Below are 18,304 nucleotides of genomic sequence, written 5' to 3' on the forward strand. Positions count from 1 at the left end.
TGCTCAAATATCAGTGTTTTTTTAAGTTCTGAAGTTCGTTTTTAAAAAGCGGCACCACTTTGGGGGTAAAAATGAAAAAAAGCACCGCATTTTGGTCGATGCTTCATGTAAATGTGGATATTTCTCAGGAGAAGAAATTGTTGATTAAAGGATTTGATTTTGTATCTCTGTATTATAATTTCCAAATGGCTGATAATGCATAAGTATTACCTTGGATAATGGGGTTTAAGCTGAGGTTTTTATGTTTGTTTCGGTGGATTTTTGGGATTCCATATCCAATAGCTGAACCTACCAATGCACCAACCAAAATATCAGAGGTATAATGGATTCCTGTTTCATACCTAACTACACTAATTGCTGAAGCAGCGGCCAATGAACCTGCCCAGACCCAAGGTTTAAATTTAGAGTAAGGGTGGTAATCACTGAAAACTGTGGCCACAAACACAGCGGTTGAAAACACTGCTGTAGTCTGCTGGGCAAAGAAAGATTGTCCAGGATCTTTGGCAATTTTATCCTCATAGCTAACTTTTGGATTGTAGATATAAGGTCTGTATCGGGTAATACTTCTCTTGCTGATGTTGGCCGTACCATAAGCAAATAACCTGGTTTGGATAAACATAGTGCCTATCGTGGCAATGTCCCTCCTGACCCCTTTGTCAGCCAAGAGTGTCAAAGGTGCGACCAAAGCAAAAGCTCCCAATTGATCAGAAACCTCCCTTAACTGTGGATTGTATTTGTAGGTGGCACTTCTGTCAAACCAATTCACATCCTTGTGGGTAAACCTATTGGCCTGCTCGGATGTCAGAGGAGTTCGGCTGTTGTCCAATGAGTTGGCATAGAAAAAAAGCCCCATGCCAACAGCTGTTGTAATCAGATCAGTTTTCCATGATAGCCTGTATGGAGCGTCAGGATAGTTGGGCCAAGATGATTTTTGCTTGGCATCTTTCAATAAGATAGTTTGCTGAGCTGAATATTTATTTTCATTTTCCTCAGCAGGATTTGCATAGGCTTTGAATAGCATGCAAATCGCAAGTGTTGTAGTTAGAATTGTTATTTTCATAATAGTCTTTTTTTTGGGCAAAATTCTACCCAAAAGCCTACCTAAATGTTCAAACTTGGAAGTTCGAACCCCTTTTTTAATCAATTATTCGAATGGAAATCAGAATTAATTGTTGCCTATAAAAATCAAAAGGTAGCTTCCGATTCAGCTTTTCTGAATTCGCTGGGAGTCATTCCTGTGATCTTTTTAAAAGTAGTATTAAATGTTGTTTTGGAATTGAAACCTGCTTCAAAACCAATTCCAACCAAAGAGAGGTGGTTGTATTTTTCATCTACCAACAACCGTTTGGCAAGTAGGACCCGCTCTTCATTGATCAATTCAAAAAAAGTTTTCCCTATGACGGTATTGATAGCTTGGGAAACAAGATAAGGTTGTTCTCCGATTAATTCAGCCAATTCCCTGATGGACACATTTTCATTTCTGAAAAACTCTTCATCCTTAATGGCTTCCCTTACTTTGCCTGCGATAGCAACTAATTGAGGATTGATGGTTTTTTCTTCCTCCTCAGGTTCAATTTTTTCTATCTCTTCAACTCCCTTTTCTTGCTGTACTGAGGTTTCCGTGACAATTTTCCGAAGCTTATAAATCTCGGGCGATATTTTTCCTTTGATGGTGACGAAATACAGGAAAATAGTCAGGGCTACCATATTTAGCAGACATCCTTTCGTGGAAAAATCAGGATTGGCCAATACATAAGCCAGTAGGGTATAAGAAATAATTACCGTTCCCAGAAAACCAAATATCAACTGTTTGATCCAATTAATCCCTAATTTTTGTTCAGTTGAAAAATTCTGCTGTACCCTTTCCTTGTGTTGCTTGTAGGCTTTGAAATAAAGATATACATAGAATACAATATAAATGAGATTGGAAAAGGAAAGGATTTGGTCATAGCTATCCTGACCTCCTGCATACTCATGGGTAACCTGATATTTTTCCTGAATATAGTTTACATAATGCAGGGCTATGGGAATATAGGCAACAGCAAAAGAGAAGTGTTTGAGTGTTCTTTTGAGACTGACTTCCTCCGATAAACTTCTGATGTAAAGGTAAAGGGAAGATATGGTGATAAACTTCGTACAATGAAAAATCCAGACATATTTCCAACCTAACTGAATTTGAAGGATAGGGGCAAGTAGGAGGATTACAGCAGTAAAAATAAAAATTGCCAACAAATTATTGGAAGCTTTATCCCTTTCTGGATAAAAGAAAACAACCGTGGATAAGATAATTCCTTGTAATCCACCGAATATTATTAAAATGTTCAATATATTATTTTGGATGTCTGGCATTTTCGTTAAAAATATTGCTAAAAATAACCGAATACTTTTGTAGAAAATAAAGTTAATTGAAAAAAGTACAGGAAGCGGTTTAGATTTGATTCTTTAAGGACCATCAAAACTGCTTTAACTGTATTTTGATTTAGAGTTTTTCGGATAATCATTTCTATCTAAGACATAATGGACAAGATCTATCCAATCTCCATTGGCCATTTGTTCACCCATGGGTTCAATATGATCGATTTTGAATCCTAATTTTGAAGGGATTCTTCGGCTTGGGAAATTTTCAAGCCCGCATTTGACGATAATTTTCCGCATTTCCATTTTAAGAAAAGCAAATCTCAAAAGTTCTTTTAAAGCTGAGGTGATGATTCCGTGACCTTGCATATGTTCGACAAGCCAGTATCCAATTTCTGTATGCTTCAATTCGAGATTGGTATTTTTAAAACCTATCAATCCAATGATTTTATTGTCGGATTTGATCAAAAAGACCGGCGACCATTCAACTTCTTTTGGCTTGGTTACAAAATCAATGAAAGAATCGAGATCTTCTTCAGAAGTGATCGTAGATACGAACGGCAACCATTTTCTTAAATAAGTTCTATTTTCATCCAGCACCTCAAACAAAGCTATTTGATCACTTTTCTGTATAAGATCAAGTTGCCAAGAAACTCGGAGAAGGCTTTTAATCATCTTTAATAAGTATTAATTGTTTAATACTGGTTTTCCATTTTTGAAAACCTGGTAGATGTCCTGTGTTGCCTGAATCTTCTCCAAGGGGTTTTGATTCAACAGTACCATATCCGCAATTTTCCCTTCTTCAATTGAACCTAATTCACTTTCCAGATTTAAATAGGATGCGGCATTTAATGTGGCAATTTTTAAAATTTGAGCATTGGAAAATCCTGCCTCTGCGAGATGAATTAATTCAAAGTGAAGAGCCTGTCCTGGAGGATTGTAAGGATTTGGACTATCAGTACCGGCGAGAATTCGTTCTGAAAAATCCTTAAAATATGCTGAAAGGATACTGGAATGGACAGTGTATTTAAGATTAAATTCCCCCTTCAATCGCTCAAGTGTCCTCCAAAACCCAAAAATCCCAGCCAATTCTTCTTTGAATTCATTTTGGGCGATTAGCTCCCTTATAAGATCATTTCCAATATTGCCATACAAACTTAGGGTAGGGCAGATCCAAATTCCATTTGACTTGATACGGTTGCTTATTTCTTCAAAGTCTTCTATTACTAAGTCATTATACAAAGAGGTTCTTTGTAATTCTTCCACCCCTATGCTGTCCCATAAAAAAGAATTCTGTTTGGCATATTGTACAAAGCCATCCATATGTTCAACCGAATGGTGTCTCGGATCTGGAAAACTGTTATTCCCTAGGTTGTATGGAATATGTCCACTAACTCTCAGGTTGTTTTTTTCGGCATATTGAAGGATTTTTTCGTATTGATCAGAAGGTAGCCTGTTGTAAACTTTCAATTCTTTGTACCCCTTTTTGAGAAGATCATCAAGTATAGGATTGATATCAGTATTGGATTCCACTACCGGTCCGATTTGTTGGTCTCCCCAAAGCGGAGGGTTTCCATCAATGAGGCAGGAACTAATATACAAAGATGGGTTTGGCTGCATTACTAAAGATAGGCTATCCCTAAGTTCCAATAGCTTATCGTTGCCCGCCATGATACGAACTCCTGTAATTCCATAATGCAGATACATTTTTAACCAGCTTTCAGGTCCCAAATGGGCATGCATATCAAAGAGTCCAGGTATCAAAAACTTATTAGTGCCATCAAAAAAAGAATCAATAGTTAAATCATCAACTATTAATCCGACTCCTATCATTTTAATTCTCCCATTTTCTATAAGAATTTCTTGATTAGGCTTTATTTTCCCTGATTCCACCTCAATCACATTCACACTTTTTATCATATATGTTTGACCATTCAATGAAAAGGGATGTGTAATAGCAAAAATTAAAATAGCGATAGTCCGGAATAATGGCATGATTAATTTGATTTTTGATGCAATAATATAGTTCTATAGGTGCTGGGACGTTCCGATTTGAAAAGTCGTCCTGGTTTTTTGGAAAAATTTTAAAAGCCAAATTTTAATTCTGAAATCTGTCTTGCCTCACCCAAGTGTAGAGTGAAAAAAATTAAATTTGGTCATTCATAATATTACTGATGGCCAGAATGGTAAATATGGAATGATAGCTTCTAAGTCAAAAAATTATTTGGAAAAGTAGTGGGGATGCCTAATTTTGAATATTCAACCCTTTATTCATGAGCTTAACTGAATTTTCGGACTGGATTTTGCAAAATTTCAAGGTCTTGTTTAGTTTCTTGGGAGCTATTCAAGGTTTTATTTTGGCTGTTGTTGTCTTGTTTTACCCCCAAGAACACAGCACTTCCAACCGGTTATTGAGCGCCTTTATTTTTATTCAGGCTTATTTATTGATTGCTTCAAGGATTGTGGAATGGATGCCAGCTGATACAAGTTGGATCATTTATAGTTTTAGGTTATTGGTGTATATTTCACTTTTTTTATATGTAAAAAGTCTTTATTCCCATATCAACTGGAGAAAGCAATGGTACCATCTTCCCATATGGATTATTGATATAATCAGAATCAGAGCCATAACCATGTATAAAGTACCAAAGGCATTGGAAACGGATGGGTATGTTTATCAGTTCTTTGGCTCCACACTTGAGATTCTAAGTATAGGCTGGTTGTTTGCTACCATGGCTTTTTATTTCTTTATTACCTATAAGGAATTGATCAAGTACAGAAAAAAGGCAGAAGAGAATTTTTCAGATTTGAATGCGGTAGGGGTCAAATGGGCAAAGCAGATTTTTTATGGTAGGTATATTATTGGATTGGTAGATTACTTGTTGATTTTTGTAGCCTTTACTTTTGTAGAATGGTACAAACCCTATAATGGTATTCTAAATGTTGTCATCTATACAGCTTTTCTTTATTTCATTACCATCAAAGGAAAATTGAATCCCCGAATTTATCAGCTCAGAATGATCCAGGAAAAGCAAGAAGAACCTGAGAAGGAGATTTTGGAAGAATCTGAACAAAAACCAGAGAAAGAACTGACAGAAGAGCATCAATTGATAGCTCAGAATGTTCTGAAGCTTATGGAAGAACAAAAATTGTACAGGGAAGAGGGTTTGAGTATCAAACAGGTAGCAGATGAGTTAGGCGTACAGCTTTATATGGTTTCCCAGTCCATCAACTTGGCTCTTGGCAAAAACTTTTTTGAATTGGTTAATGGCTACAGGGTAGAGGAGGCAAAAAAAATGATTATGAACGAAAAGTTCAGCCATCTTTCCATGATCGGAATTGGTTTTGAATCAGGATTCAGTTCCAAGACGGCCTTTAATACCGCATTTAAAAAGCATGCAGGGATGACTCCAACAGAATATAAAAATCACAACTTGAGGAGTTAATTTGATTTAAATAAATAAAAACAGGTTTCAATTAGGTAGGGTCTGTTTATCGGAAATACCTGTAAAATAAATTCCATTAAAAAACAATCACCTTATACCCTTTTCAAGTACAATTAAATCTGTGCATAAAAACCCATTTTCAATTATAGGCTCTGGATAATGCTTCAAAAAGAATTTTTACACTTTTCCTGTAATAAGAAAACCTAGTTTTTGATAGAGGGCCAATTGAGAAAAACTTGAGTTTCCTGTACAGATACGAAGTGAAAAAAAACCTTTTGACCTTGCAAAATTTTCAGCATGTTGGATAAGAAATTTGCCTAAACCTTGACTTTGGTAGTGTGGTAGGACAGCTAGATTTTTTATCTCCAGCTTTAATTCTTCGATGGGATAAAGAGCAATAAGACCAATGACTTTTTTTTTAAAATTTGCTGTCAAGATAGTACTATGACCGAGGTATTCAACAATCATACTTCTGGAAGGATCAGCCAAAAGCATAAGCTCAATGGGAGCTTCATGGCTGGAAATTTCTTCAATCTTGATGTCTTTTACCATCATTTCAATTCCAGTTCATTTCCAATGCCAACTCCTTACAAAAAGGTAATTCCGATTTCTTGGGCAAAGGAAGTTTAACTGATAGGAAGATTTCTTCTTTGTTTGTCTGTGCCATCACATTTCCTTTGGCATTCCATATGGTACTCATTCCAACAAATTCAACCTCTTCTTTTTCAATAGTTTCAGTTCCAATTCTGTTACAAAGTACAAGAGGAGTGGAGAATTCCAAGGTTCTGCTTTTTCCTATGGCAGGGGTCATATCCGAACCAAAGGAACAGGGTGAACAGATCAGATCGATTTCTTCACTTTTGATCTGTCTCAAAAGGGCTGAATTCCAAAGGTCAAAACAGGAAAAAATCCCAATTTTTCCAAAGTCTGTGGCAATTGGCTCTATTCTTTTTATGGGATTAGCAGTAAAAAATTTCCTTTCATCATCGGTGATATGAATTTTTGCCTGAGCTCCTACAATACCATCCTCATTAATGATGTAGGCAATATTATAGAGGTTTTGTTTGATAATTTTGGGTAAAGTAACCAGTAGATGGCTATTGCATGACTTTGCCAAATCAGTCAATAAATCTATGGAAGTTTCCCAGGCATGGGGATCAGAAAAACGCCTCCATTGAACATTGTTTAGGAAATAACCGGTGGTGCATAATTCTGGCAGAACAATCAGGTCAGCACTTTGGCCTTTCAGACCCTGATAGATATAATTTAAATTATGATCCAGATCACCTTGAACCACAGGGAATTGGAAAATAGCTGCTTGGATGGAAGGCTTCATAGTAGATAGGTTAGGTAGAGAATAAGAAGAATTAATTTTTATTTGACAAAATTCAAAAAAAGAATTAATCCAATGGTTTGATCTTGCAATCCCGAACCAAATTTTCACAAAATATGGACCATTTTATAAATGCGAACAATCTAAAGAGAACAGCCCTGTATTTTTGGTTATGAATTGAAATCTAAAATAAGTAAAAATCCCCCAAATCGAGGGATAAAACCATAAAACGTCAGATGAACGATGTGCGTCTTTCTAAAGAGTAGTAATAAAAAAAAATTGGGTGAAATTGTAAAAGATGAAATTTCAGTATTCAAGGAAAAAAAGTGTTCATTATCGGTCAAAACATGTTCGGTATCGGAAGTTTTTTCCTAAGACCTCTTTATAAACTCATAAAACGGCTTTTGTTTCCTGCAGGTAAGCCAATACCCAATTGCACCTATTTAACTGATAAAGTGTCAGTTTAAATAATTGAAAAACAGATCATTACCTATACCAGAATAACCAACTATTTATTATGAAATACAACAATAGAATTGTCATTATTGAGAAAGACCAGCAATTGAGAGAATGTTACAAACTGATCATCAAAAGCGTGGAAAAGTTTTTTTTGGTCAACACTTACAGTACCTGTGAGGAAGCTTTTCCTAATCTTCAGAAGGACCGCCCCAACGTAATTTTGATGGATTTGAACCTTTCCGGTGTGGTCAATGGTATTGAGGGTACCAAATATATCATATCTAAATATCCTTATATTGAAGTATTGATTATTGCTGAAAATGAGGATAATGACCTTGTTTTTGAAGCATTTAGGGCAGGGGCTTCCGGTTTTATTGAAAAAAGTTATAATTATCTGGAATTGTTATCCTCATTGGATGAATTGGTTAAAGGTGGCGCCCCAATGAGTTCCAAAATAGCCAGATTGGTCATTTCTAATTTCCATAGTAATCCGAACTCCCCTCTTTCAGAAAGAGAAAAGGATGTATTAAAATTGATTGCAGAAGGGAAATCCTACTCACAGATTGCAGATACCTTATTTATTTCCAAAGAAACTTCCAAAACCCACATAAAGAATATTTATGCAAAACTGGAAGTGAATTCAAAAGCAGAGGCATTGGAACTGGCCAGAGAAAAAAAATATCTCTGATCCCCCGAAATGGGGGATTAAGTAATAAAAATATACCCCTAATGAGGTGTTTAAGGATAATTTTTCCAAATATAAATTTGCTTTTATAATGAGTTCTCCTCTAGCTCATTTGTTATCTGACGATGTAAAACTTTCTCATAGAGGATTTTTGGTTTAATGATAGTAGAAATAGGTCTAAATTAGACCTATTTTCTCTTTTCATTATAACCTTTAGAATAAAGAAATATGCATCTCAAAAATGGGAATGATATCACCTTGTAGATAGTAGACTATAAGCAAATATGTTGGGTTGTTGATGTTAGACAGATCCGGATTTTCCGATCTGTCTTTTTTATTCTGAATTTTAGGGATATGGTTTTTATTAAATGCAAGATCCTTTAGGTTTTAAATAACAGGTAGTTAACTTTTCAGTTTTGGATTGTTTGACGCTCATTTAAAAAGTTCTCTCTCATTTTTACATCTAGTTTTCAATCTGGATAATCCTTTTTCCAAAATGTAATTTTCAAACCTACCCACAAATATTAAATGGGGGATACATGACCCAAAATGAATGGTATTTGTACCCGTTAATTACCCCAAATTGGGTGTTTTTTAAAGTTTTTAGTCAAAATACTTTTATGTTCTGCAAAGTATGCGGAGACTACTGAGGTCCAAGCCCACAGATCAGTCTATATTTTACTACCAAAATAAACAGTTTAATTATGAAGAAAGCTTTACTGCTATTGGCAGCGATAGTGCTTACTATTCCTGCATTAATGGCACAGAGTAAAACTGTCTCGGGAAGGGTGACAGCCCAGGATTCCCCGGATGGATTGCCAGGAGTGAATATCCTGGTAAAAGGAACATCCATTGGTTCGGTCACGGATCTGGATGGCTATTACTCCTTTCAGGTTCCTGAAGAGTCAGTTACCCTGGTGTTCAGTTATATAGGATACTTGAACAAAGAGGTGGCTTACACCGGTCAAAGTCAGCTTGATGTTCTTTTGGTTTCAGACCTTACTGCGCTCACGGAATTTGTGGTTACGGCACAGGGTTTGGAAAGAGATGAAAGGTCCTTGGGCTATTCCCTGCAATCTGTAAAAGGAGATGCATTGGCCCAAAGGTCTGAGCCTAATGTGCTGAACGCCCTACAGGGAAAGGTGGCAGGTGTCACAATCGGTTCGGCCTCAGGTGCTGCCGGCGCCTCAACCAATATCAATATTAGGGGGATAACCTCTTTTTCTGGGAGTAACCAACCTTTGATCGTATTGGATGGAATCATCCTGAGTAATGACACCGACAATACCCAAAATACCCTGTTTGGTTCTCAGCCGGCAAACCGGTTAAATGACATAGCTCCGGAGACTATAGAGTCCATCAATATTCTCAAGGGACCCGCAGCCTCTGTACTATATGGTTCCAGGGCATCTGCTGGGGCCATCATTATTACTACAAAAAGTGGTAAAGGCCTTAATGACAAAACTGCTGTTACCGTAACCAGTTCAGTAAATTTTCAGGATCCTATTCCATTTGCGAATTTGCAGAACAACTATGGTCAAGGGACATTTGGGAATTTTGTGCCCACATCTTCATTCTCTTGGGGTCCAAGATTCGGAACTCCAGGTTTTGAAACCGTGACCAATACGCAGGGTAAGGAAGTTCCTTATAAAGCTTATCCTGACCATTTTGACTTATTTTTTAAGACAGGAAGGATCCTTCAAAACGGAGTTAGTCTTGCTTCTGGAAACAGAGATGAAAATTTTATTTTAAGTTTGAGTTCTACGAATCAGGACGGCATCATTCCGGGAAGCTTATTTGACCGCTATAGTGTCCAGTTGGCAGGTAACAAAAAACTTCAGAACGGAATCAAAGTAGGAGGGACCCTTACTTATGTAAATTCTACCCAGTCCAATACCACCATGGGCAACGGAGGTTCAGCATTGGGTCAGATTACAAGGATTCCAAGGTCATTTGATTTTTCAGCACCTTACGAAGATCCTATCCGGAAACGAAGCATCTACTATAATCCTACCCAAAACCATCCGCTCTGGAGTATTGAAAATGAATATTTGACTTCCAAAGTTGATAGGCTTTTTGGAGGCTTCAACATTGGATATGATTTTGCAGACTGGTTAAATATTTCATATCGGATTACTGGTGATACCTACACGGATAGGCGAAAACTACTACTCAGGCCTGGTTCAGTAAGGACCCCGCAAGGTCAGATTGATGAAGATATGGTTTACCGTTCTGAGTTGAATGGTGACTTATTGATCAATATGCGCAAACAAAATCTCTTTGGTTCTGGTGTCAATGCCACATTGCTTTTGGGTCAGAACATCAATCAAAGGGATTTTCAGAATATGACTGTTTCTTCATTGGATTTTGTATTACCGGGATTTGACCATGTTGACAATGGAAATGTATTTAACAATTCCACAGAAACCAGCAATAGAAGAAGATTGATGGGGCATTATGCCCAATTGGCATTAGATTACAAGGAGTATCTATTCTTGGAGCTTTCAGGAAGGGTTGACCAGTCTTCCACATTACCGAAAGGAAACAACTCCTATTTCTACCCATCGGCTGCTATGAGCTTTGTGCTTACAGATGCTTTTAATATTACCTCAGATAAGCTCTCATACCTGAAATTAAGAGCAAGTGCGGCGCAGGTGGGCAGGGATGCTGATCCTTACCTGCTCCAGACCACATTTGGAACCACCACCTTGGGAAATAATGTGGCTCAGATCAGGTTTCCATTTGCAGTAGGAGGGGAAAACATTCCAGGTTTCAATGTGGGTGGCAGGATAGGGAGTGCAAATCTTACTCCTGAATTCGTCACCTCCTATGAGGGGGGAATCAATCTTGGGCTATTCCAAAACCGAATTGGTTTGGACCTTGCCTATTTTAATACCGTCAGTACCAATCAAATATTCAATGTAGCAGTTTCGCCTTCATCAGGATTTGATACCAGAACCACCAACATTGGAAAGATGACCAATAAAGGTATTGAAGCTGTTCTTTCTGCCACTGTTTTGGATAGAGGAAATTTTAGTTGGGATGTCAATCTAAATTTTACCAGGATCCGAAATAAGGTTGTTTCCATTTCAGAAGGGGTAGAAAATTCAGTGATTACAGGAAATAACTTTGTCGGAATTTCTCCATCAATTGCCGTGGGGCAACCTTATGGAGTCATAATCGCATCAGCTTTTCCAAGAAATAAAAATGGAGAGTTGCTGATCAATCCGGCAACAGGAACATTCTTTCCAGGAGTGGGAGGTCAAATTGTGGCCAATGTGCAACCTGATTGGTTGGGAGGATTAAATAATACCTTCCACTTTAAAAATTTCTCTTTGTCGGCACTGATTGATGTGAGGTATGGTGGTGAAATATTCTCCTTCTCACAAGCAGACCTCAAAACAGGGGGACATATAGATTACACAGGTGTGGACAGACATTTGCCCAGGGTTTTGCCAGGGGTGATTGATAACGGAGATGGGACTTACAGCAAAAACTACATTCAGATACCAGCACAGGACTATTTTACAGCTTTAGGAGGTCTCGGATCTGAAGGAGCTGTATTTGATGCCACTGTCTACAGGTTAAGGGAGTTGGCTATGAGCTACAATTTTCCGAGGAAATGGCTGAACCAAACTCCATTTGGCCAGGCTTCCATCGGAGTAAGTGCAAGAAACCTATTCTTCTTTGCTCCAGGATTCCCGACAGATCCTGAACTCAATACCAGAGGAGCAGGAAACATACAGGGTATGGACCTTAATGGGGCCCCGCAGACCAGAAATTATGGTTTTAACATAAGATTTACTTTGTAATGAGAAAAATATTAAGAAATACAATCAAGGTGGGATTGGGGATGGCCATACTGCTTTCTTCCAGTTCCTGCAATGAATTCTTTGACATCAATGAAACGCCCAACAACCCAGTGGCTGTTTCTCCCGATGTATTGCTGTCCACCGCATTGGCTGCAAGCGCTTATGCAAACAGTAATGAACTGAACCGCTTTGCTTCAACTGTAATGTCTGTGACCGCTGGAGCATCCAATGCACCAGCCCAGTACGATATCTATAATATGACAGGTGCGGATTTTGGAAACCAGTGGCGATTTGAGATTTACAATGGCGCCCTGATCAATTTAGAGTTGTTGATTCAGGAAGCTGATAAACTCGAAAGTCCTGCTTATTCCGGAATAGGAAAAATCATGAAAGCTTACACCTTTGCTTTGACAACTGACGCCTGGGGAGATATACCTTATTCAGAAGCCTTGAAGGGAGAGGTTAACCGCCAACCTAAATTGGACAGTCAAAAGGAAATTTATATGGGAACTGAGCAGATCCAAAGCCTTTTTGATCTGGTTAAAGAAGGACTTGAAGATCTTGATAAAGTATCTGTTTTCTCCCCAGCCAAGGATGATCTTTATTATGGGGGAAATATGGCTTTATGGGCTAAAGCAGGTGAATCATTGCTGTTGAAACTTGCCAATACCATTTCATCTGCTGAGCCTGAAAAGGCTAGAGAGATTATCGGTACTGTTCTGCAAAGGGATAATTTTATCAAAACCAATGCAGATAACATGACTATGGAATTTGGGAGAATAAGTGGAAGCTGGTCACCGATTTATGAATGGACAGAGAAGAGTCAATTCAAAGACAATATGCTCATCAGTACACGTTTTGTGGATCTGCTTCAAAGTAAAGATGATCCAAGATTACCTGTTTACGTGACCAAACCAAGTGGAAACTATGTGACTATTGATAATGGTTTCAGAGGGGCACTGCCTCAGCCGGTAAGCTCCTGGTCAAGATTCAGCGCTTATGTGACAGGGGAATCTGGTGAAGGACCGACCCGATTGATCACAGCTGCCCAGGTTAACTTTATCTTAGCAGAGTCAGTCCTTACCTTGGGAACTGCAGGTAATGCGCAGGATTTTTTCCAGGAAGGAATAAGAAGATCTATGGAAGATGCAGGTCTGAATATGGTGGAGATCGATGCTTATTTCGCATCTAATCCTGATGAGGTAACTTTGAGTGGATCTGAAGTAGAAAACCTTGAAAAGATCATTACTCAGAAATATATAGCCCTCTATGGAAATGGATTGGAGCAATGGAATGATTTCAGAAGAACAGGATTTCCAAGATTGCTTGACCACCAAAACGCCCAGGGTATCGATGGTACCAGGCCAGTCAGGATCGTTTATGTTGATCAGGAACTTGCCAGAAATCCCAATTTCAAGCTGGTTCAGCCCAATGTTCGCGTATGGTGGGATATTGGCTGAAATTAAATAAATCAATGATATGAAAAAGTATATAAAACAAATGCTCTTAGGTGCAATAACCTTTGGATTATTTTCCTGTGAACAGGATTATGGCCAGTTAAATAGGGATAATCAACCAGACTATCCGATTGTATTTTCCAATGCCACTGCTTTTGGAGGTGATCCGTATATCAGTGTCATTGAATCAGAAGATGATACCATTGTTTTTGAAATGGAAATTCCGGAAAAGGCAGGAATGGGCATCAAGGAAATCACTGCCGTTGCTGCAGGTGGTAACAATATTAATGTAAACACCCTTCGAAATTCGGGTGATTACATCGATGAACCTATTCAAGGAATCGGAAATAAGGTTGTATTCGAAACCAGTTTGAAAGAATTCCGTGAAAAACGCCCTTCTGTGGTGATTTCAATACCTGAAGGTGGATTTTCTGATAACGTGGCTTTTATGTTTTTGGTGACTTTGGAGAATAACGAAACCGTGGTTACTATGAGGAGCAGGGTAAGGGTAAGAAAGTAATTCAAGTATAAAATTGCTGCAATTGCCTACCGGAGCCACCTGAAGGATGAAAATCCCAATGGTGGCTTCTTTTTTAGCTAAGCCTGTTAAATCAGATAAAGGTATTTTTCTTCTCCGGTGGATTGGTGGAAAGAAGAGGGGGTAATTCCAAGTATTTAATTTTGACAAATTGAATAATTTAAAATCCCATTCTTTTTGCTTTTGGTTGTAAAATCAAACCGATTATTCCTAATTTGAAAAATGAAACAAACCTTCCTGATCACGTTTGTTCTGACCATGTTTATTGTCCAATCTATTTTTGCCCAGGAAAAGGATTATGAGCATTTTAATTTCATCCAAATTGGAGATATCACTGTTTACGGTAAATCAGTTGACAATCAAACCCGATGTGTGCATTGGTATTCGAAACTGGATATCATTGCAATTAAATTCAAGTGCTGCGATAAGTATTACCCTTGTTTTTCCTGTCATGAAGAAGAAGCTGACCATCAACACAAAGTTTGGCCCAAGTCAGAATTTGACCAAAATGCGATACTTTGTGGAGTTTGTGGCAATGAATTGAGCATCAAAGACTATATGGCCTCAGAAAACACCTGTCCACATTGCAAATCCAGTTTTAATCCTGGCTGCAGCAATCATTATCATCTGTATTTTGAGACAAAGGAATCAGAAAAGGAAGAAATTGATTGACTTTATCATCCGATTAATTCTGTTAAGGGTAATCCTTAACCATATTTAGATTGCAGAAAATCAATAGTTGTCTTCATTAATTTTTTGAGGGTTTCCTGGTTGATGTCTGATAGTTTTTTGACATAAATACAGGCTTTTCCCATTTTGAATTTCCCTAAATCTTTGAGTAGTTCCTCCTGCCCTGAACAGGCTGAATAAACATATAGGGAAATAGCTGCTTTTCTGGGTGAAAAACCCACCAATGGCCAATCTCCTTCCTGCCTGCTTCTTTCGGATTTATAATGGTATTTTCCAAAACCAATGATTGAAGGCCCCCACATTTTGGGTTCGAATCCGGTAAAATCCTGCATGATTTTAAGGAGCTCAAAACTGTCTTTTTTCTTTTGTTCGGTATCGGCAAATGCGTTGATAAATTCAATGACATCAGCTTCTGTCTGTTTGGTCTTTATTTCTGCCATAATTCATGAGATAGAAACCATAAATTAAAGTATATTTTTCAAATCTTGCATTCCAAAAATTGCCATTATCTCAACCATAGTATCATTGATTCTGAAACAAAGGTCTATTGTATAAGCATTAGCGAATTTATCGCCATTAACTATTAAGAAAGTAAGATTCTTATTAAAATTCAAAAGCGGTTCAAGTTTGCATCTAAACCGCTATGGCTTATAAATCGTATTTGCTACCGTTTTTTATTTTTCCAATTTGTTATTCATCATTTCAAAAAACTCCTCATCTGTCATTTTCCTCCGGTTATCCAATAAGAAATTAGCATCTTCTCCTGCTCTGTATCTCAATTGATTTGTCCCATCAGTTACTGAATTATATATTACTTCTGCAACCAAACTTGGTGGTGAAACTGTGTTATTTGGATTCTGCCATTGCTTCATTAAAGCGTTAATCATAGGTTGATAGTCTTCAATCTCTCCTGTTTGAAAGTCGAAAGAACGTCCACCAAAATCAGTAGCAATAAATCCCGGCTCTATAATTTTAACTTTCACACCTATTGCTGCCATTTCATAGTGTAATGACTCTGAAATTCCTTCTACGGCAAACTTTGTTCCATGATAGAGTGAACCCAAGGCAAAGGTCATTTGTCCACCAATTGATGAGATATTGACAATTACGCCACTACGATTTTTTCTGAAATGTGGTATAATCGCTTTGGTAACATCAATTAAGCCAATCACATTAGTATTAAATTGCCGAACAATGTTTTCTCGTGGGAATGTTTCTAAAGGCCCGTATGCTCCATAACCTGCATTGTTTAAAAGGGCATCTATTTTTCCAAATTTTGAAATACCATTGCTAATCGCTGTTTCAATGGATGCTAAATCGAGTACATCCAATCTCTCCAAGTGGACATTTTCCAAATTGTTCAGTTCCGTTTCCTTTTCAGGCGAACGCATGGTGGCAATTACATTCCACCTTAGTTTTTGAAAATGAAGGGCGGTGGCTTTTCCAATCCCACTGCTTGCCCCCGTTATTAATATGGTTTTTTTCATTTGGTTAGGATTATTTATTTGAAAACATTTTGTAAAAATCCTCTTCTGACATTTCCTTTCTCAATCGTACAATTTCATGTGCATTTGCTGTGATGTAAGCAATTTTTGGTTTCACTAATTCTGTAGCATCAACGATGGTTTCTGCGGTATCCTCAGCATATGGTGCAGATGCGAAATTGTTCTCTAAAGATTTAACACTGGCATCTATTATTGCACGGTAATCATCCGGAATGTAGGACTGCTCAAGTCGGGCAAAGGCTGTTGCCCCAAACCCTGTATTAGCAGCTCCCGGCTGTATTTTCACTACTTCAATGTCAAACTGTGCCACTTCTTGTCTTAGTGCATCTGCCATACCTTCAACAGCATGTTTGGTTGATGCGTACCAACCGAGCATTGGTAGTGAGAATTTACCGATTACAGAAGAAACAATGATGATACGTCCTGACCGTTGCTTACGCATATAGGGTAGAACAGCCTGCTGCAAACGGGCATAACCAAACACGTTGACGTCAAACTGATGTTTGAGGTCATCAATACTTATGTTTTCGATTGTGGCAAATTCACCATACCCTGCATTGTTGATCAATACATCAATGCGGCCTTGTTCTAAAATGATGCGTTCAATTCCGGCACGAACCTGGGAATCATTGGTCACGTCCATTTCAAGAGAATGACCGCCAATTTTATTGAGATAAGCATTGCCTTCAACATTGATGTCGCCGCCATAAACGACATGACCCTTGGCCACTAATTTCTCTGCTGCGGCTTTGCCAAAACCTGATGCAGTACCTGTGATGATGATAACTTGAGAGCCTTCTTTACGCTCAGTAGTGGAATCATTTTGTGCCTGCACAACATTATGATGCAAGCCTGATACAAGAACAAGGCTTATGATAAACACGTAATTTTTAAGATTTTTCATGACTTATTTATTGAGTGAGGTCAGACTTCCGAAAGCGCCACTTGCACCGGTAATTAAAATTTTATGTTTCATCTTTTTTAAATTTTAAAGGTTGTATGAAACAAATATCCTTCAGATATGAATGTTGGCTTAACACGAATAGTGGAAGGTTAAACACAAATCGCAGAAAAAAAATAGGAAGCTGTTTTCTCCCTTTATTCTAATTTAATTGACGGTATTCTTGGGGTGTTTTTCCTGTTTTTTGTTTGAACAGTCTCCCGAAATAATGGGGGTAATTAAAACCTAGTGAATAGGCAATTCCGCTAACTGAATCGGTAGAACCGAGTAGCAATTGTTTGGCCTTGTCTATAAGAAAATCGTTAATGTGGTCTTTTGCAGAACGTCCTGTTTCTTTGGTCAGTAAGTCGCTCAAATAACTGGCCGATAAATGGCAATGGTAAGCAAGGTATTGAATGGTAGGCTGTCCTTTTTCAATAAGTTGATTTTCGGAAAAGTAATCTTTTAACAACAACTCAACCTTAGAGACAATATCAATATGGCTTGCTGAGCGAGTGTTGAACTGTCTTTCATAATATCGCTTGCTATAATTTAGTAACAATTCAATATTCGAAACTAATACTTGCTGACTGTGATTGTCAATTCGCTCTTTTATTTCATCTTGAATCAGCAGAACTATTTGATTGAGCGTATTTTGTTCATTTTCAGAAAGGTGTAGTGCTTCGTGAACTTCGTAGTTAAAGAAGTTGTAAGTCTCAATTTTTGAGCCAAGGGCAGTATTTCTGATAAGGTCAGGATGAAAGTAAAGCATCCACCCTTGAACTTCGTTTAGTGCTTGCGGTTTTTTAACAGTAATGACCTGTTTCGGTGCGGTAAAAATCAATACCCCATCTTCAAAGTCGTAAGAATTTCGCCCATAATCAATTCCGCAACTTGAATCTTTTAGAGCAATGCAGTACAAATCAGAAGAAAAACGTTTTCCAACTGTCTCTTCTCCATAAGCGAGCTTTTGAGTGTCTAGTATGGTGATTAATGGGTGTGTTGGCTTATCCAGGCCAAAAACCGCTCTAATTTCAGTAATTGATTTTGAATGAATAATCTGTTCTCTCATACTATTTCTTTT

General features: G+C 37.8%; 16 protein-coding genes. 6 read left to right on the top strand and 10 right to left on the bottom strand.

Annotated elements, in window-relative coordinates:
• Positions 1–172 precede the first annotated feature (172 nt).
• The 4 genes from ACFSKV_RS04945 to ACFSKV_RS04960 all read right to left on the bottom strand — a co-directional run bounded on the left by ACFSKV_RS04945 (position 173) and on the right by ACFSKV_RS04960 (position 4,350).
• Entirely contained in the window at positions 173–1,060 is an 888-nt protein-coding gene (locus tag ACFSKV_RS04945; protein ID WP_380800780.1) for a phosphatase PAP2 family protein, read from the bottom strand.
• 125 nt (positions 1,061–1,185) lie between these two features.
• Positions 1,186–2,325 carry a helix-turn-helix domain-containing protein gene (locus ACFSKV_RS04950; protein ID WP_380800781.1) on the bottom strand — a complete coding sequence of 380 codons (1,140 nt, stop codon included), beginning with the start codon at positions 2,323–2,325 and terminating at the stop codon, positions 1,186–1,188.
• Positions 2,326–2,463: 138 nt separating this feature from the next.
• Positions 2,464–3,030, bottom strand: a complete 567-nt coding sequence (locus ACFSKV_RS04955; protein ID WP_380800782.1) for a GNAT family N-acetyltransferase — start codon at positions 3,028–3,030, stop codon at positions 2,464–2,466.
• A gap of 12 nt (positions 3,031–3,042) precedes the next feature.
• The gene (locus tag ACFSKV_RS04960; protein WP_380800783.1) at positions 3,043–4,350 is read right to left on the bottom strand and encodes an amidohydrolase family protein; all 1,308 of its coding nucleotides are present in this window, start codon (positions 4,348–4,350) and stop codon (positions 3,043–3,045) included.
• Positions 4,351–4,628: 278 nt separating this feature from the next.
• Between ACFSKV_RS04960 and ACFSKV_RS04965 the strand changes: the two genes are divergently transcribed.
• Entirely contained in the window at positions 4,629–5,801 is a 1,173-nt protein-coding gene (locus tag ACFSKV_RS04965) for a helix-turn-helix domain-containing protein (RefSeq protein ID WP_380800785.1), read from the top strand.
• Between the two features lie 177 nt (positions 5,802–5,978).
• Here ACFSKV_RS04965 and ACFSKV_RS04970 read toward each other — a convergent pair whose 3' ends face one another.
• Both ACFSKV_RS04970 and ACFSKV_RS04975 read right to left on the bottom strand, forming a co-directional pair.
• Positions 5,979–6,356 carry a GNAT family N-acetyltransferase gene (locus ACFSKV_RS04970; RefSeq protein WP_380800787.1) on the bottom strand — a complete coding sequence of 126 codons (378 nt, stop codon included), beginning with the start codon at positions 6,354–6,356 and terminating at the stop codon, positions 5,979–5,981.
• A 1-nt stretch (position 6,357) separates the two neighbouring features.
• Entirely contained in the window at positions 6,358–7,137 is a 780-nt protein-coding gene (locus ACFSKV_RS04975) for a carbon-nitrogen hydrolase family protein (protein ID WP_380800788.1), read from the bottom strand.
• A 514-nt stretch (positions 7,138–7,651) separates the two neighbouring features.
• Here ACFSKV_RS04975 and ACFSKV_RS04980 point away from each other — a divergent pair.
• The 5 genes from ACFSKV_RS04980 (at position 7,652) to ACFSKV_RS05000 (ending at position 14,757) form a co-directional block, all read left to right on the top strand.
• The gene (locus ACFSKV_RS04980) at positions 7,652–8,281 is read left to right on the top strand and encodes a response regulator transcription factor (RefSeq protein ID WP_380800789.1); all 630 of its coding nucleotides are present in this window, start codon (positions 7,652–7,654) and stop codon (positions 8,279–8,281) included.
• A gap of 701 nt (positions 8,282–8,982) precedes the next feature.
• The gene (locus ACFSKV_RS04985; RefSeq protein ID WP_380800790.1) at positions 8,983–12,090 is read left to right on the top strand and encodes a SusC/RagA family TonB-linked outer membrane protein; all 3,108 of its coding nucleotides are present in this window, start codon (positions 8,983–8,985) and stop codon (positions 12,088–12,090) included.
• Positions 12,090–13,550 (top strand): SusD/RagB family nutrient-binding outer membrane lipoprotein, encoded by a 1,461-nt coding sequence (locus ACFSKV_RS04990; protein ID WP_380800791.1) that lies wholly within the window; start codon positions 12,090–12,092, stop codon positions 13,548–13,550. The genes ACFSKV_RS04985 and ACFSKV_RS04990 overlap by 1 nt, the downstream gene beginning before the upstream one ends.
• A gap of 19 nt (positions 13,551–13,569) precedes the next feature.
• Positions 13,570–14,067: a hypothetical protein gene (locus ACFSKV_RS04995; RefSeq protein ID WP_380800792.1), complete on the top strand. Its 498-nt coding sequence runs from the start codon at positions 13,570–13,572 to the stop codon at positions 14,065–14,067.
• 240 nt (positions 14,068–14,307) lie between these two features.
• On the top strand, positions 14,308–14,757 hold the full coding sequence (locus ACFSKV_RS05000; RefSeq protein ID WP_380800793.1) for a CHY zinc finger protein: 450 nt from the start codon (positions 14,308–14,310) through the stop codon (positions 14,755–14,757).
• Between the two features lie 35 nt (positions 14,758–14,792).
• Here ACFSKV_RS05000 and ACFSKV_RS05005 read toward each other — a convergent pair whose 3' ends face one another.
• From ACFSKV_RS05005 to ACFSKV_RS05020, 4 genes are all read right to left on the bottom strand, one after another.
• Positions 14,793–15,215, bottom strand: coding sequence for a DUF1801 domain-containing protein (locus ACFSKV_RS05005; protein WP_380800794.1), 423 nt, complete (start codon positions 15,213–15,215; stop codon positions 14,793–14,795).
• A gap of 234 nt (positions 15,216–15,449) precedes the next feature.
• Positions 15,450–16,262, bottom strand: a complete 813-nt coding sequence (locus tag ACFSKV_RS05010; RefSeq protein ID WP_380800796.1) for an SDR family oxidoreductase — start codon at positions 16,260–16,262, stop codon at positions 15,450–15,452.
• Positions 16,263–16,272: 10 nt separating this feature from the next.
• Positions 16,273–17,184, bottom strand: a complete 912-nt coding sequence (locus tag ACFSKV_RS05015) for an SDR family NAD(P)-dependent oxidoreductase (RefSeq protein ID WP_380800797.1) — start codon at positions 17,182–17,184, stop codon at positions 16,273–16,275.
• Between the two features lie 199 nt (positions 17,185–17,383).
• Positions 17,384–18,292, bottom strand: a complete 909-nt coding sequence (locus ACFSKV_RS05020; RefSeq protein ID WP_380800798.1) for a helix-turn-helix domain-containing protein — start codon at positions 18,290–18,292, stop codon at positions 17,384–17,386.
• Positions 18,293–18,304 lie beyond the last annotated feature (12 nt).

It is taken from the genome of Shivajiella indica (assembly GCF_042683085.1).
Classification (GTDB): Bacteria; Bacteroidota; Bacteroidia; order Cytophagales; family Cyclobacteriaceae; genus Shivajiella; species Shivajiella indica.